The following is a 16,125-nucleotide window of genomic DNA, read 5'->3' on the forward strand; positions in this document are numbered from 1 at the left end:
ATTTATAATTACAAAATTAATTAATACTCTATCATATCCCATGACTACAGTATCCAAAAAATAAAAATACCCTCATGTAGGTATTGTATGATAAGGTCCCGGTTCAGCTCAATAACCTTGTATCTTACATTTACGGCCTTTGTTTACTTCGATTTATATTATATGCCGTGATAGTGATAATGTTTTTAAAAACTTTGCATCATATTTCCTTTTATTAATTCTTTATATAATTAACTTTGTTGTCTATTTGAATCCTTATATCGGAGTAATTAATTTTGTAATATGCAAAACGATTCCATAGTAATAATCCCCACTTACAACGAGCGAGAGAATATTGCTCAAATGATTGAGACCGTTTTTAGTCTACCCAAAGCCTTTGATATCCTCATTATTGATGACGGATCGCCTGACGGCACCGCGCAGATTGTAAAAACATTGCAATCCAATCACAGCAATCTATTCTTGGTCGAGCGTAGCGGTAAGTTGGGTTTAGGTACGGCATATATCGCAGGATTCAAATGGAGTCTTGCTCACAACTACGAATATATCTTTGAGATGGACTGTGATTTTAGTCATCCCCCCCATAAGCTTATTGACCTATACAATGCATGTGCGCAAGATGGGGCTGATGTAGCTATAGGATCCAGATATATAAAAGGTGGTAAGGTCAAGAACTGGCCTTTGGGTAGGATCATGATGAGTTACGGAGCATCTCTGTATGTAAAGGCTGTAACTTGGATGCCTGTCAATGACACTACTGCGGGTTTTGTTTGCTATAGGAGGCGTGTATTGGAATCTATAGACTTAGATTCTATACACTTCAAAGGATATGCCTTCCAGATCGAGATGAAGTATACAGCCAGGTGCCTTGGATTTAAAATCAAAGAAGTCCCTATTACTTTTGAAAATAGGGTATTGGGTACATCCAAGATGAATAGTTCTATTTTCGGAGAAGCATTTACCGGAGTACTCAAACTCCGATGGTGGCGTATGACCAATAAATTTCCTAAAAGAAACAGTCAGCAATGAGAATATATCTGAAGAATGCCACAATCATCAATGAGCGACAAACCTACCTTGGCTCAGTCATTATAGAGAATGAGTGGATATCACGCATTGTAAAAGCGGATGAGCAGGAGGCGGAATATGCAGAGTCCATGCACTTTGATGAAGTGATCGATTGTGAAGGACTGCTACTCATCCCGGGTTGCATTGATGATCAGGTACACTTCAGAGAACCCGGACTTACCAAGAAGGCCGATATTATGAGTGAGAGCCGTGCTGCTATTGCAGGCGGCGTTACGTCATTCATGGATATGCCCAATACCAACCCGCCTACTACTGTAACAGAACAACTCGATTATAAACTCCAAAGAGCGGCCGATACCTCTTGGGCAAACTATGCTTTCTTTTTTGGAGGTACCAATGATAATATCGAAGAAATCAAAAAAATAGATCCGCATAAAGTACCCGGGCTAAAGCTTTTTTTAGGCTCATCTACCGGCAACATGTTGGTCGACAACAAAGAGACCCTGAGCCGTATTTTCAAAGAAACAGATCTACTCATAGCCACTCATTGCGAAAAAGAAGAGATTATAAGGGCAAACAAGGAATTTTTCAAGAAAAAATATAATCAGGAAAATCTCAACATCTTTTTTCATCCCATAATCAGAAGTGCTGAGGCCTGCTATGAATCATCTTATGAGGCTGTATCTCTTGCACAGCAATATAATAGCCGATTGCATATCCTCCATATTTCTACAGCCAAAGAGTTGTCCTTGTTTCGCAATGATATTCCACTCAAGGACAAACGAATAACCTCTGAGGTCTGTGTGCATCACTTATGGTTCAGTGATCAGGACTATGAATCCTACGGCAATAAAATCAAATGGAACCCAGCTATCAAAACTATACAAGATAGAGACGCACTGCGCCAAGGGGTCAATAACAACCTGATTGATATCATTGCTACTGACCATGCCCCTCACCTGTGGGAGGAAAAGCAAGGCAATTGTCTCAGTGCTGCCAGTGGAGGTCCTCTTATTCAATATTCTCTGCTCACCATGCTCGAAATGGCTCGTAGCGGCATCTTTAGCCGTGAGACAGTGGTGGATAAGATGTGTCACCAACCTGCCGAACTTTTTCATATCCACAAGAGAGGATATATAAGAGAAGGTTATTACGCCGATCTTGTTCTTGTAAACCCCAATGCTCAATGCACAGTTGATAAATCATCGATACTCAGTAAGTGCGGATGGTCTCCTTTTGAAGGACAAACATTCTCACACGCAGTGGAGTATACCTTAGTCAATGGTTATATTGCCGTAAAGCAAGGTGTGGTTTCTGAGGAACGGCCTTCGGTAATGCCTTTGGTATTTTCGTAAACGCAAAAATCCCCCTGCGTTGGTATCTTATATGATGCAATCTTCATAGTATCCCAGCTATTATCCTGTAGTTATTACTCTACAGTTTTGCCCATTATTAAGCACCCTTTTTGAGGTTGTAGATGTTTTACCATTATATGTCTGGTCTATCTATCGCGATTTACCCTCCTGCATGACTTGTCATAGCCAAATGCATCTACATCTATCATTATGTCAGTATTTATATCTTTTATCATTTTTCATTTTAGTTTGTTTTAGCTCCATTTGCGGGCTATTGACAAATGGGGTGCTAATATTGTATCTTTGTAACCAAACGCTAAAAATATCTTCATAACTATCCATAGGCAATAACGAACTCATGAGTATGAAAGCAAATATCGTAAATATATCTAGTTATACCGAGGTTTATAGCCTTCATAACCATAGTATAAACGACGGGGGCATGCTTTCAATTATAGTAGGCAGAAAGCCATATAGAGACCGTTGCATAGCAGGCCAATTGCTTCGTTGCTTGCGAGATTCGCGCTTGGTCATTTACCTGAAGTAAACTCCCTGTGCACTCACTCTTAGCGCCTTGCACTTTACCTTCTCTGCCCGGTCAAAGTGTCTTTTGTCGGCTTTGCCTCCAAAATCCATGAGACTGTTGCAAAAGACAACAGTCTCATATAGGTAACCATGTAGCTATGAATCTTAGGTAAGTATACTCAGATACTTCTCATTATTACCGCTTTCCTATTTCTTGTATTATGAAGCTTTTTGTGTTACTATCGTTTTTCAGAACTCCTTATTGCTTTATCATAAATTCTTGTAGATAAGTCCATCGACTTATCATAGACGGATGACTGACTTATCCTATACGGTCAATTGACTTATCGTACACGATCGATCGCTTTATCCTATACAGTCATTGATCTTATCATATACGGATCATTGACTCATCATAATAGAATCAAATACATTGGAAGAGATATGCTTGATTTATACCGAGGAGTGAAAATATATAATATGTGGCCATGCCAACTTTTAATTATTTATTTTTGGCTTTAAAATTACCCCTACTGTTTATTTAGCTCTTATTTTTCTGCTATTTTAGGGTCGAAAATTGTGTTTCTTATTTAGACTTAGTCTAAATAAGTCATGACTTGTAACTAAGCTATACCTTATTTTAATTGATTTTTAGGCTTGTTAAATATATTTAATTGTAATTATCACAGTATGTTACTGCTATTACAAATACTAAAAATAAATGTATTCAAACTATCATTTTGTCAGAATGATATTCTATATTTCTTATGCAGAATATGCAAGCATCAGATGCGATAATTGAATGATTGTTATTATTTTGCTTATCGAGTAATTCCACCTTATGGTTTATAAAAGAGATAGGACATTTATCAAAGTTCAGCATGGTCAACTCTTTGCTGAACTGTTTGTTTTTCATAATATTTAATCTTAATCTGTTCCTAACAAAACAGATACATTTGGGTGTTTTCTATACGCAGGGTGATGTCACTTAACACCGTTGTATTTATACATAGCAATAATGTTTATAGGTTGAGACCGATTCATCTTATGCTTATATGCTTATTTATATCTAATTGATCTTGTCCTAATTATCATGAATGATGCCTATTTTCAATTAATAAATATTGGTAAATTCATGTTGTTATACTACAGGTTTAGTACTTTTGTCGGGACATTGTTTATTAATTGAGATTCAAATATGGATACCCGGGTAAGTCGATACTCCTTTAAAGGACATGCCTATATTTTAATTGCCACAGCCTTGTGGGGCATCAATGCACCCATAGGAAAGCAAGTGCTTAGCTACCTTGATGCTACCACAGTAGTAGGGTTTAGGTTATGTGGCGGGTTGATGTGCTTTTGGCTTCTTTCACTATTTTTACCAAGGGAGCATGTTGAGACCAGAGATAAAAGAGCATTATTACTTGCAGGTATTTTTGGGGCATTGCTCAACCAAGGGTTATTTATATTCGGCCTATCCAAAACATCACCCATCAATGCTTCTATCATTACTACTACGTCACCAATCATCACTATGATCTTAGCGGCTATCTTTCTCAAAGAGCCGGTAACACAAAAAAAGGTTTTAGGGGTGTTCATTGGTTTGGTAGGTGCCCTTGTACTTATTTTTACTAATCATGCGGCAGTAATATCCGGACAACAGGGTAGTATTTGGGGAGATATCATGGTCCTTATTGCCCAATTTTCATTTGCATTTTATCTGACTCGTTTCAGGGGCCTTATTGGTAAATACTCTGTAGTGACGTTGAACAAATATATGTTTTTGTCTTCATCGGTTTGTATCTTGCCTTTTGTGTTTATAAAATATCAAACAATCAATTGGGTGGATATTCCTCAAAATATTTGGTTAAGACTTGCATTCGTGGTGGTAGGTGCCACATTTCTTACTTATATTTTGATGATGTATGCCCAAAAGATGCTCAAGCCTACTATGCTGAGTATGTACAACTATGTACAACCTATTGTGTCTGCTATATATACGGTGGCAATAGGGATGGATACTTTTGGCCCGGACAAAATACTTGCAGTTGCACTTGTATTTGTAGGTGTCTATATTGTTACAACCAGCAAAATCAATCCCAAGGTGAAGTAACTTTTTTGATATACCTATTTATTCGCATATCGTTGTTGATCGCGGTATCTTGTAACAGGTCTGATATTTTTTGATGCAATGATGAAAGGTATAAAGGTATATAGAAAGAAAGGAAATATGATTGTTTTTTAGCAACTTTGTAAATCTATAAAATTAATATCAAGGATGAATAAAAAAATGATAACCATAGGAGCTTGTTGTGTATCTATTGTCTTGGCCTGTTTTACAGGTTGTGGTCATAAGACTCAGCAAACAGACTCCGCTGAGAGTTCAGATACTGTATCCGTTGAGCATAATAATATCACGTTCAATGCCGACAGTGCTTATCAATATATTGCAGATCAGGTGGCTTTTGGTGCTCGTGTACCCGGATCCAAGGCTCACAAAGCTTGTGCTGAATGGATGGAGGCTAAATTTACAAACTGGGGCCATCAGGTGATTGTGCAAAATGCCGATCTTAAAGCTTATGACGGGACTATATTACCCTCTAAAAACATTATTGTAAGCATAAACCCTCAAAACAAACAGCGTATTCTGCTTATGGCTCACTGGGATACCCGTCCTGTTGCAGACCAGGATCCTGATCCTAAAAAACGTAAGACTCCGATTTTGGGTGCCGATGACGGAGCCAGTGGCGTAGGGGTTCTGATGGAGATGGCTCGGCAGTACGCCATTGATAAACCTTCAGTAGGCGTGGATATAGTTCTTTTTGACTCTGAGGATTATGGAACTCCCAATGATGATAATTCATGGTGTTTGGGATCGCAATACTGGGCAAAAAATCCCCATGCGCCGGGGTATACCGCGGATTTTGGGATCTTGCTGGATATGGTTGGATCCAAAGATGCAACATTCTTTTACGAGGGTTACTCTAAAATCTATGCATCACGCATATTGAATCTGGTATGGGATACTGCTTCACGATTGGGCTATGGTAAGTTCTTTAAACAAAGTGACGGTGGTACTATGACGGATGACCATGTACCTGTTATAAAAGAATTGAAGATACCCTGTATCGATATTATCAATTATAGCAATGAGAATTCAAAAGGGTTTGGTGATTATTGGCATACCCATGAAGATAATATGAATATCATTTCTACCGAAACACTGCGTGCAGTAGGCCACACTGTGATGACGGTAATAAAAGAATATAAATAACACTTGGACGTAAATCGAAAATAAAATGACCATTAACGAAATTCAAGACGAGATTATAGCTGAATTTTCCGGATTTGATGATTGGATGGATAAGTATGAACTGCTCATAGAGATGGGAAATTCATTGGATCCGATGCCCGAAGACGAGAAAACACCCGCTCATCTCATAGAAGGTTGTCAAAGCCGTGTATGGATTACCGCAGCCATGCAGGACGGTAAGGTACATTATCAGGGCGAAAGTGATGCCATCATTGTAAAAGGGATTGTATCTCTCCTTTTGAGAGTACTCAATGACCAAAAGCCCCAAGACATTATTGAATCTGATCTCTATTTCATAAAAGAAATTGGGCTTGATGAGCATTTGTCTCCTACTCGTTCCAACGGATTGGTAGCCATGCTCAACCAAATGAAGATGTATGCAGTGGCTTTCGCTGCTCAGCAATAATTACTGATTCTCCAACAAACAATATTATTTTAAGTATAGTATCATGTCCCACAGACATATTTTATTTTCTTTATGTGCTTTCTCTTTAGTTTTTGTCGGTTGTAAATCTAAAGAAAAGGCACAAACTATTGATTATGCCGCTTTTGTAGATCCGTTTATAGGCACAGGTGCTCATGGCCACACTTTTCCCGGTGCTACACGCCCCAATGCTATGGTACAGCTTAGTCCTGATACACATTTATTAGGATGGGAGGCTAGTAGCGGATATCATGATGATGATAACGTAATTTATGCATTCTCTCACACGCATTTGAGTGGTACCGGTATCGGCGATATGGGGGATGTAGCTGTATTGCCTTATTCGGGAGCCGATAGTCTCAAGCCTGTAGCAACCTTTGATAAGAAGTCTGAAGTTGCTGTACCCGGCTATTACAAGGTTGCACTGAACAACTTCAACATACAAGTAGAGCTTACGAGTACGGACAGAGTAGGTGTGCATAGATATAAATACATCAACCCCTCTGATAGGCGTATCATGCTCGACTTGGGGCATATATTACAACCTAATTGGGGGCATAAGGTGGTGAAAAATGAAGTGACTATGCTCAATGATAGCACAATCTTCGGTACTTATTATACCAAAGGATGGGCGGAACATCATCGCATGAGTTATTACATGGTACTTAACACAAAAGCTGATAGTATGGCCCTCATGCGTGACGGAATGCGTGAAGCTGTACAATATCCGATGAGTTTGACTGACACAGCAGATGTCAAACTGCATATTTATTTACCCGATGGCAAAGAGGATGTTTTGGTCAAGGTCGCATTATCACCTGTTAATCCTGATGGTGCTCTCAAGAATCTCAATGAAGAGATGCCAGGATGGAATTTTGATGATATCAAGGAAGAAAGTCGCAGTCAATGGAATAAAACGCTTTCTAAAATAAGCATTACCACACAGGATACAGCTGTTTTGAAGAATTTCTATACGGCCATGTATCATATGTACATAGCTCCGTATAATTATCAGGATGTAGATGGTAATTACTTAGGAATGGACAAGCAAGTACATAAGCAGGATAGCAAGAACGGACATTATACCGTTTTTTCCATTTGGGACACTTATAGGGCTTTGCATCCCTTGCTCACTATCATTGATCCGACCAAAGCCCAAAAATATGGCAGAAGTCTTATATCTGATTACAGAGAGGGTAGTATTATACCCCGTTGGCCATTAGCTTCTAACTATACAGGCTGCATGCCGGGCTACCATAGTGTGAGTATCCTGGCGGATCTGGTAGCTAAGGGATTGGTTGATGGAGAAGACCTCAAAGAGTGGGCTGAAGCTGCTTACAGAACAGCCATTTATCGCCCTGATCTGGATGAGAAGTTCAAGGGTACACGTGAACATGACCTTATTACCAAGCATAATTACTATAAGGACAAATATGGATTTGTTCCTGCCGATTCTGTACATGAGTCTGTATCATGGGCTGTAGAGATGGCATATGATGACTGGTGCATTGCTCGTATTGCCGAAGCTGTAGGAAATGACAGCCTACGCAAAGCATATGATGAGAAAGCGATGTTTTATAAAAAATACTGGGATCATGAAACTAACCTAATGCGTCCCATCATGAGTAATGGAAAATTCAAAACCCCATTTAATCCTCGCTATTCTACACACGGGGAGAATGACTATACAGAGGGTAATGCCTACCAATGGAGTTTTTATGCACCCCATGATATGGATGGTTTTATAAGCTTGATGGGCGGAAATCATATATTGCAGGCTAATCTTGACACGCTCTTTACTACTTCATCCGAACTAGAAGGCAAACCAGCCGGGGATATTACCGGACTTATCGGACAATATGCTCATGGCAATGAGCCCAGCCACCACATTGCTTATCTTTATAACTGGACCAAAACTCCATATAAAACTCAGGAGATACTAGACTCTATACTTTATACTTTTTATAAACCTGCACCGGACGGTATCATCGGGAATGAAGATTGTGGGCAAATGTCGGCATGGTATGTGATGAATGCATTGGGATTTTATCAGGTATGTCCCGGTAAGGCGGAGTATATCATAGGACGTCCATTAGTTGATGAAGCTGTAATTCCAGTCAAAGGCGGTATATTTACCATCAGAGTACAAGGCAATAGTCGCAGTAACAAATACGTGGTATCAGCAAAGATCAATGGTAAGCCTCTATCTAACAATACATTTAAACACCGTGATCTTAAAGCCGGTGGTTTACTTGAGATTAAGATGAGTTCAAGCCCTAATGGAAAGTGAGATGGAAGAGTTGGATGTGATAGTAATAGGTGCCGGACTTACGGGACTTACTATAGGATGTCACCTGAAGAGAGCCGGAAAAAAGGTTCTTTTATTGGAAAAGGATTCTGTAGCAGGTGGACAAATAAGAACCATGCATCGTGATGGGTTTGTATATGAATTGGGCCCTAATACGGGATCTGTGTCTACACCCGAAGTCAAAGAGTTATTTGAGTTGCTTGGTGATAGGGTAGAGCTTGAGGTGGCTGATAAGGAGGCATCCAATCGATTGATTTGGAAGGGCAATACTTTTCATCCAATCCCTTCTTCGCTGTCGGGAGCCTTATTTACTCCACTGTTTACATGGTATGACAAATTTAGAATTCTGGGAGAACCATTCAGAAAGAAAGGAATTGATCCTAACGAAAGTGTAGGGTCATTGGCACAGAGAAGACTTGGTAAATCCTATCTCCAATATGCGGTAGATCCTTTCTTGGGAGGGGTTTATGCCGGTGATCCATGCAAGTTGGTTACTCGATATGCCTTGCCTAAGCTTTATAATCTTGAGGCTGACCATGGGAGCTTTGTCAAGGGAACCATTCACAAGATGAAGCAACCCAAGACAGAACGTGATCGTAAAGCTACTAAGGAGGTGTTTTCAGCCAAGGGTGGTTTTGGTAATCTTATTAAGGCTATGAGTGAATATATATCTTCTGATAATATTCATCTTTCGGCAAATATAATATCATTGAAGAGAGGAGATGATGGAGTATTCGACGTATGCTATGATGATGAGAAGGGAACCCGACACGTACTACGATCACGCAAAGTCGTTACCACGGTGGGAGCGTATGCACTCGGGACTATTTTATCAGATGCTTCTGTGGAGGACGTTGCACAGATAAGTAAGTTGCAATACGCCCCTGTCATCGAAGTCGCTGTGGGTTATAAGCAGATCAAGCCCTATAAGTACAAAGCTTTCGGAGGGCTTGTTCCTTCTATTGAAAAACGCAAGATACTGGGTATTTTGTTTCCTTCGGACTGTTTCCAAGGTCGTGCACCGCAGGGGGGGGCATTGTATACTATTTTTATGGCAGGCATCAAGCATGCGGAGTATCTTGATATGACTGATGATGAATTGAAAGAGATTGCACTCTGCGAACTCAACGCAATGCTGAATATTGATCCCGATATAAAACCTGATCTGATACATATAAGTAAATACCCATATGCTATAGCCCAATACTATGCCGATTCAGGTGAGCGGTTTGATGCGATTGATCGCATAGAGCGAGCTTTCCCCGGTCTTTATCTTGGCGGGTCAATCCGTGATGGTATTGGTATGGCTCATCGTATTACACAAGGTACACATATTGCACAACATATTATTGATAGCTTATGAATAAAATGATTACAAGGGGCATAATGCCCCTTTTTATTTTACTGAGTATCGCCCTTTTTCCAAGTAAGGCACAACAGTTCGATGTTTTCTTTGCAGATAGTACGCTTCGCCTGGATTATATCTTTGCCGGAGATACTAAACAAGTCAACATTTTCCCTGAAGAGCTTAATATGCTCGATGGTTGGAGTGGTAGGCGACATAATCTGGACAAGCTCCCTCTTGAAGGCAATGGACAAATAGTGGTTAGAGATCAAAAAAGCGGAGCTGTGATTTATAAGACTAGCTTCTCCTCTCTTTTCCAGGAATGGTTGTCTACGGACGAGGCTGGTGTGACACAGCGTTCGTATGAAAATATTTTTCTTGTTCCTTATCCCAAAATACCTGTCAATGTCTCCATTACTTTGGAGAATATGCATCGTAAGATAATAGCTCACCATGAAATGAACATTGACCCAAAGGATATACTAATACATCAGAGGTCTGATTCTCACGTAATTCCTCATGAATATCTTGTCAAAAGTGGTAGCCCAAGCAGTTGTATTGACGTTGTGATTATGGCTGAGGGATATACTTCGAAAGAGATGAGTACATTTATGATTGATGCTCGCAAGGCATGTGATGCTTTATTTTCGCATGAGCCGTTCAAATCCAATAAGTCTCATTTCAATGTTATTGCCGTAAAGTCTCCTTCAGAAGATAGTGGTGTGAGCGTACCCCGTGATCATACGTGGAAGAATACACCCTATGGATCCCACTTTGATACTTTCTATAGCGCCAGATATCTTACCAGCCGAAGGGTGAAGGCTATACATAATGCTCTCTCAGGCATACCTTATGAGCACATAATTATCCTTGCTAATACAGATGTATATGGCGGTGGCGGTATATACAACGCCTTTACATTGACAACTTCTCATAACAAAATGTTTGAGCCAGTAGTAGTGCATGAGTTTGGACATAGCTTCGGAGGTCTTGCCGATGAGTATTTTTATGACAATGATACTATGACAGACTCTTACTCACGAACTACAGAGCCATGGGAACAGAATGTAACTAATTTGGTTGCCTTTAAAGGCGAAAAATGGTCAGGTCTTATTCGTAAAGGGACACCTACTCCAACTCCTGTGGATTTGAAAGATAAAGTGTTAGCTGGATTATATGAAGGCGCGGCTTATAGCATGAAAGGTTTTTACAGATGTAGCTATGACTGCCGGATGCGTACAAATGAAGCTCCCGGATTTTGCCCTGCATGTCGCTTGGCATTGGAGAATTTGATCAAATTTTATTGCCAATAAGCCGATATTTGCTCCTTATATATCGGGGAGTGAAGGAGCTTCTGAGATTGATTGATTATTAAGTATAATATATTTAATTATTCTCGTATTATTTTTCATATAGATTACCCTATTAAAATAGAAAGCTAAAGCAAAGGATTCAAAGAATTATCTATAACTTTGCTCGCAAAATAAAATTATTATTTTCCACAAAAAAGAATCTTTGTTAGATAATTATTCAAATATGAAAAACATTCTGATTATAGGCTCTACCGGACAGATCGGATCGGAGCTAACTATGACGTTGAGAAAGCATTATCCGGAAGGACAAGTAGTAGCAGGTTATATACCGGGAGCCCCGCCTGTGGGAGAGTTGCTTGAGAGTGGACCATCCGAAGTGGTTGATATCACTGATGCTCAACAGATAGCGGATGTTGTGAAAAAGTACAAAATCGATACTATTTACAATCTTGCAGCTTTATTAAGCGCTGTTGCCGAGGCTAAGCCGCAGTTGGCATGGAAAATCGGGCTAGGTGGACTTTTCAATGTTTTGGAAGTTTCGCGTGAGCTTGGTTCTGCTGTGTTTACTCCCAGTTCTATCGGAGCTTTTGGTAATGACACCCCCAAAGATAAAACACCTCAAGATACAATCCAACGTCCCAAAACTATGTATGGTGTAACCAAGGTAGCAGGTGAATTATTAGGAGATTATTACTTTAAACGCTTTGGTGTTGATACTCGTTCGGTGCGATTCCCCGGTCTTATCTCTAATGTAACACCTCCAGGAGGCGGTACCACAGACTATGCCGTGGATATTTATTATGCAGCCGTCAAGGAAGGAAAGTTTGTATGTCCCATCAAAGAGGGTACTTATATGGATATGATGTATATGCCGGACGCTTTGCGTGCTTGTATGGAACTTATGGAGGCTGATCCTTCAAGACTTGTTCATCGCAACTCCTTTAATATTGCGTCAATGAGCTTTGAACCTTCACAGATAGCAGCAGCAGTCAGGAAATTGGTGCCAGGCTTTGAGATGACCTACGATGTTGATCCTTTGAGACAAAGCATTGCGGAATCATGGCCTAATTCATTGGATGATACCTGTGCCCGTCAAGAATGGGACTGGACTCCTTCCTATGATCTTGACTCTATGAGTAAAGACATGATAGAGAAGTTGAAAATCCGTTTCGGAAAGTAAGTATTTTCTGACAATCATACAAAAGCGGGATGTCATTTCGATGACCATCCCGCTTTTTTAATAGTATTCCGAAAGTAACCTATACACCTAGAAAGGTTATGCAATAAGGATCCAAAAATAAAACCTCCGGAAATAAAATAACCTAATGTCGCTCATTACACCAAGTCTTTTATATCCCGAAGGCTTTAATTCACTAAATTATTATGGCAAATAATAATTTAAAAGTTCTCTCTGCGTGAGAACGGTTTCCTAAGTGGAATTTTTGACATGAAGTTTATTTCATTGTCATAGCTTTCCTCGAAGCTGCAGAAAAGTTTTGCAGGTCTTCTGGCTTTCAGCCTAATTATCCGGCACCTTCCCAAGAGTACAGAACTATCAGTGGTTAATCGCGGATCTTCAAACAGCTGATTACAGCAGCGGGACTGCTTAGGATTTACACCTAATTCCCTTTTAAGCATTTACACCATATAGTGCTATGCACAAAACCTATACAAAGATATATAAATAATTTAGTCCTTTACAGCAATGACCTCAATTTCTACTAAACCATTTTTTGGTAATGTTTTTACAGCTACCGCAGAGCGTGCAGGAAAATCGCCTTCAAAATTCTTCTGATATACATCATTCATTGCTGTAAAATTTCCCATATCAGAAAGAAAGCATGTAGTTTTGATCACATGACTCATCTCAAAACCTGCCTCACTGAGCACTGCCCTAAGATTGCGAAATACTTGCTCTGTTTGGGCAGTAATATTATCGGATACAAAGTCACCTGTCTCTGGGTCTATTCCCAGTTGACCTGATGTATACAACGTGTTATTAACCTGAATAGCTTGGCTGTAAGGCCCTATAGCGGCGGGAGCCAATTGGGTTGAGATTACTTTTTTCATAAGATTGTAGTAATATTTAGATTTAATGAATATTTTGTTGTCTGATTACTTCATATACAAGGATCCCTGCTGCTACGGATACATTCAGTGAGCCTATAGATCCTGTTTGGGGTATGGTGACAATTTTGTCAGCCAATCGCAATGTTTCTTGGGAGGGGCCTGTATCTTCAGCACCCATCACAATACCCAAAGGTAAGGATAAGTTCTCTTCCGTAAATATATTTTCTGTTTTTTCTGAAGCTGCTACGACTTGTATGCCATTGTCATGTAACATCCGTATTGCAGCAGGTATAGAGCTTACCCTACATACTGGAATGCGATGTAGTGCTCCGGCAGAAGTTTTAATTGCATCACCTGTGACGGATACGCTGTTTCTTTCTGGTATAATGATAGCATCTACGCCGGCGCATTCTGCAGTACGTGCTATGGCTCCGAAGTTTCTTACATCTGTGAGGCCATCAAGTAACATTAAAAATGGACTTTTACCATTTTCATAGAGCATGGGGATTAGTTGATCAAGTTGAGTATACTCAATATCACACAGGAATGCGATAATGCCCTGATGATTCTTTTTCGTTATCCTATCCAATTTCTCTTGAGGTACATTCAATACGGGTACCATCTGTTCTTTGGCAAGAGCATATATTGAATCCGTATCTTCTGTTTTGAGACCTCGTTTTATAAATATCTTGTCCAATTGCTTGCCGGCTTCAAGAGCTTCAAGCACGGGATGAACACCGTATATAAGTTTGTTATCTTTCATTATTGATTATGAATGTGATTGTTCTAATAATTGCTTTGCTGCAGCCAGTGATATTTCAGAGAGGTTATTGCCACTCTGCATGCGGGCTATCTCTTCTATACGCTCTTGTTTACTCAACTCTTTGATAGTACTAACGGTGGTGTCGTTTGTGGAATCTTTGTAAACGAAGTAATGAGAATTACCGGAGGCAGCTATCTGTGGTAGATGTGTGACGGCTATGACTTGCATAGTATGTCCCATCCGCTGAAGGATAAAACCGATCTTTTCTGCAATATCGCCTGATACACCTGTATCTATTTCGTCAAAGATTATTGAAGGTAAGCTTTTTTTATCAGCAATGAGTGCTTTGAGAGAGAGCATCAAGCGTGATATCTCACCTCCTGAGGCAATATTGGCTACGGGCTCAATCGGTAACTCTTTATTTGCTGAAAATAAATAGGTAACTTGATCATATCCCGTTTCATGTAAATCAGGATACTTTGCAAAAGCTATATCAAATCGGATAAAGGGTATTCCCAGCTCTTTGAGACTCTCAATCAATTTGGTTATTATATGTTGTGCTGCCTTATGCCTATGGGCACTCAGCTCCTCCGCCAAGAGGGTGAGTTCCTTATGTTTTTGGCTTAATTCAGCCTTTAGCTCTTGGATGAGATTGTCCGAATTGGACAGAGTCATTAGTTTCCTTTCTAATTCATCCTTGAAAGCTATTAACTCATTAGATGTAGTAACATTATGTTTGAGTAATAAAGAATTCAGTGCATCAAGCCTTTCTCTGATTATCGATAATCTCTGAGGGTCATAATTGATTTTTTCCGACTCTCTGGATATTGTTTGTGCGATATCCTCTAATTCGAGTTGTATGCTGTGAAGACGTGTAAACAATTCCTCTGATTGAGGATAATATTTTGCTGTCGCATTCAGGCTATCATGAGCATATTTTAGACATGACATAGCATTGCAGTCATTCTCATATAAGGATTCGTAAGCATTGGTCAACCCCAGTTTGATATCTAAAGAATGAGATAGTATTTTTTCTTCCTCCTCCAGTTGTTCCAGTTCGTCAGGTTGGGGATTTAGCTCGTTAAGCTGATTCCATTGGAATTCCATATAGTCCTGTTCTTTCTTTCCTGCTTCCAATGCTTCCTCTTTATTTCTCAGGACTTCCTTGAGCTTATTATATTCGTTATAATGACATTTGTATTCTTTGAGCAAATTTTGGTTGCCGGCGTATAAATCTAGCACACTCAATTGGAAGTGTGTATCGCCTAAAAGTAAATTCTTGTGTTGAGAATGGATGTCAATAAGGTGCTCAGAAAGTATTTTGAGTAAACTTACCGATGCCGGAGTATCATTGACAAAAGCTCTGCTTTTTCCTTTTACGGATATTTCACGTCTGACAATACATTCATAATCATCCACATCAATTTCCGCCTCGGATAGAATTTCTTTTATCTCCGTCCCTATATTTGTAAAGGATGCCTCGATGATACACTTATCTATCCCCGGCCGTATAACAGAGGGATCAGCTCTATTGCCTGTGAGCAGAGATAGTGCACCTAGAATAATACTTTTTCCTGCTCCTGTTTCTCCTGTAATAACAGAGAAATGAGGATGGAATTGTATCTTAAGCGACTCTATTAGTACATAATTTTTGATATATAGTGTATTGAGCATATCCCG

At 39.6% G+C, this 16,125-nt stretch carries 12 protein-coding genes and 1 riboswitch; of the genes, 9 read left to right on the forward strand and 3 right to left on the reverse strand.

The genetic code is table 11. The features are described 5' to 3' along the window. The first annotated feature begins 282 nt into the window (after positions 1-282). The 9 genes from VYJ22_RS06070 (at position 283) to VYJ22_RS06110 (ending at position 12,792) form a co-directional block, all read left to right on the forward strand. A complete protein-coding gene (locus VYJ22_RS06070) occupies positions 283-1,029 on the forward strand; it encodes a polyprenol monophosphomannose synthase (RefSeq protein ID WP_329903023.1) in 747 nt (248 codons plus the stop codon). Further along, the gene (locus VYJ22_RS06075; protein WP_329903024.1) at positions 1,026-2,384 is read left to right on the forward strand and encodes a dihydroorotase; all 1,359 of its coding nucleotides are present in this window, start codon (positions 1,026-1,028) and stop codon (positions 2,382-2,384) included. Before VYJ22_RS06070 ends, VYJ22_RS06075 begins: the two co-directional genes overlap by 4 nt. A 1,723-nt stretch (positions 2,385-4,107) precedes the next feature. Further along, positions 4,108-5,022 carry a DMT family transporter gene (locus tag VYJ22_RS06080; RefSeq protein ID WP_329903026.1) on the forward strand — a complete coding sequence of 305 codons (915 nt, stop codon included), beginning with the start codon at positions 4,108-4,110 and terminating at the stop codon, positions 5,020-5,022. 165 nt (positions 5,023-5,187) lie between these two features. Continuing rightward, positions 5,188-6,183, forward strand: a complete 996-nt coding sequence (locus VYJ22_RS06085; protein WP_329903027.1) for a M28 family peptidase — start codon at positions 5,188-5,190, stop codon at positions 6,181-6,183. A gap of 25 nt (positions 6,184-6,208) precedes the next feature. Further along, on the forward strand, positions 6,209-6,628 hold the full coding sequence (locus VYJ22_RS06090; protein ID WP_329903028.1) for a SufE family protein: 420 nt from the start codon (positions 6,209-6,211) through the stop codon (positions 6,626-6,628). Between the two features lie 43 nt (positions 6,629-6,671). Then, positions 6,672-8,936: a GH92 family glycosyl hydrolase gene (locus tag VYJ22_RS06095; protein WP_329903029.1), complete on the forward strand. Its 2,265-nt coding sequence runs from the start codon at positions 6,672-6,674 to the stop codon at positions 8,934-8,936. 1 nt (position 8,937) lies between these two features. Continuing rightward, positions 8,938-10,317, forward strand: coding sequence for a protoporphyrinogen oxidase (hemG, locus tag VYJ22_RS06100; protein ID WP_329903030.1), 1,380 nt, complete (start codon positions 8,938-8,940; stop codon positions 10,315-10,317). A gap of 23 nt (positions 10,318-10,340) precedes the next feature. Next, positions 10,341-11,612: a M64 family metallopeptidase gene (locus VYJ22_RS06105; protein WP_329905584.1), complete on the forward strand. Its 1,272-nt coding sequence runs from the start codon at positions 10,341-10,343 to the stop codon at positions 11,610-11,612. A 223-nt stretch (positions 11,613-11,835) separates the two neighbouring features. Continuing rightward, a complete protein-coding gene (locus VYJ22_RS06110) occupies positions 11,836-12,792 on the forward strand; it encodes an NAD-dependent epimerase/dehydratase family protein (protein ID WP_329903032.1) in 957 nt (318 codons plus the stop codon). Positions 12,793-13,092: 300 nt separating this feature from the next. Next, a riboswitch (cobalamin riboswitch) is annotated at positions 13,093-13,292 on the reverse strand. 9 nt (positions 13,293-13,301) lie between these two features. Here the strand turns inward: VYJ22_RS06110 and VYJ22_RS06115 are convergent. From VYJ22_RS06115 to recN, 3 genes are read right to left on the reverse strand one after another with little or no spacing between them, the layout of a single operon-like run. Continuing rightward, positions 13,302-13,682 carry a RidA family protein gene (locus VYJ22_RS06115; protein ID WP_329903033.1) on the reverse strand — a complete coding sequence of 127 codons (381 nt, stop codon included), beginning with the start codon at positions 13,680-13,682 and terminating at the stop codon, positions 13,302-13,304. A 22-nt stretch (positions 13,683-13,704) separates the two neighbouring features. After that, positions 13,705-14,445: a 23S rRNA (guanosine(2251)-2'-O)-methyltransferase RlmB gene (gene rlmB, locus VYJ22_RS06120; RefSeq protein WP_329903034.1), complete on the reverse strand. Its 741-nt coding sequence runs from the start codon at positions 14,443-14,445 to the stop codon at positions 13,705-13,707. 6 nt (positions 14,446-14,451) lie between these two features. Further along, the gene (recN, locus tag VYJ22_RS06125; protein ID WP_329903035.1) at positions 14,452-16,119 is read right to left on the reverse strand and encodes a DNA repair protein RecN; all 1,668 of its coding nucleotides are present in this window, start codon (positions 16,117-16,119) and stop codon (positions 14,452-14,454) included. Positions 16,120-16,125: the final 6 nt, after the last annotated feature.

The sequence above is a fragment of the Porphyromonas pogonae genome (assembly GCF_036320655.1).
GTDB lineage: Bacteria > Bacteroidota > Bacteroidia > Bacteroidales > Porphyromonadaceae > Porphyromonas > Porphyromonas pogonae.